At 40.6% G+C, this 757-nt stretch carries 2 protein-coding genes; both read left to right on the top strand.

Features of this window, described 5'->3' with window-relative positions:
- Nucleotides 1–38 precede the first annotated feature (38 nt).
- Nucleotides 39–359 (top strand): hypothetical protein, encoded by a 321-nt coding sequence (locus ACFINW_RS10060; RefSeq protein WP_375641117.1) that lies wholly within the window; start codon nucleotides 39–41, stop codon nucleotides 357–359.
- Nucleotides 360–362: 3 nt separating this feature from the next.
- A partial coding sequence (locus tag ACFINW_RS10055; protein WP_375674274.1) for a hypothetical protein occupies nucleotides 363–757 on the top strand: 395 nt, incomplete at its 3' end.

The raw sequence follows: 757 nt of genomic DNA, 5'->3' as shown, positions 1-757 counted from the left end.
AATGATGTCATTAATTCATTGCCTCAAAAGGAGCGAAGATGAAAGCAATCATCACCAAGCCAATGTGTGTTGTTGGCGATAATAAAAGCACTGTTCGTTTTGAAACTTCAACTCCCAATAATCCATTTGTTGAAGTTTCCAATCAAGTCTACGCACGTCTCAAGCGCGCCAATGCTGCTAAACCTTTTGTTGATGTTAAAACAAAGATAAAGCCTGACAAGGGAGTTGAACAAATTAAGCAGATAGAACAAGAAGCCGTACAAACATCACCTGAATCAGCAGCTGAGGAAATTCCACTCGAACAACCCAAAACACCTAAAGCTTCCAAGCCATCAACACCTACCCCCAAAAAGGCTTAGAAGTTGAAGTTAATCATCCACCAAAAATGGTATCTTCAACAGGCAAAAGATACCTTCACAAGCCTTCAAGCCCCTCGCCTTAATTGGGCTCGGCGTAATGCTCTAAACACTGCAGCAAAACAAGTTGAACGCTTTACTGAAAAGCAAGTTGCTGACATCTCATCAGCCCAAATAAAGCGTATAAGAAGAGGCGTTTATATTAAAGAAAAGGCGACAGCAAGGTTTCTTGAGACAGATATCATTGGTTCTGGAACACCAATACCTCTTAAATTTTTTAAAGTAAACGAAACAAAACGCGGCGTAACTTACACACTGTTTGGCAAGAAAGAAATCTTACCCCATGGTTTTATCAAGGGAGGCAGTTTTCCAAAGCGTGTTGAATTGAAAATGGGAGGGAA

It is taken from the genome of Bartonella sp. AA18HLJMS (assembly GCF_042197245.1).
GTDB lineage: Bacteria > Pseudomonadota > Alphaproteobacteria > Rhizobiales > Rhizobiaceae > Bartonella.
This window is presented reverse-complemented; position numbering and strand designations above follow the sequence as displayed.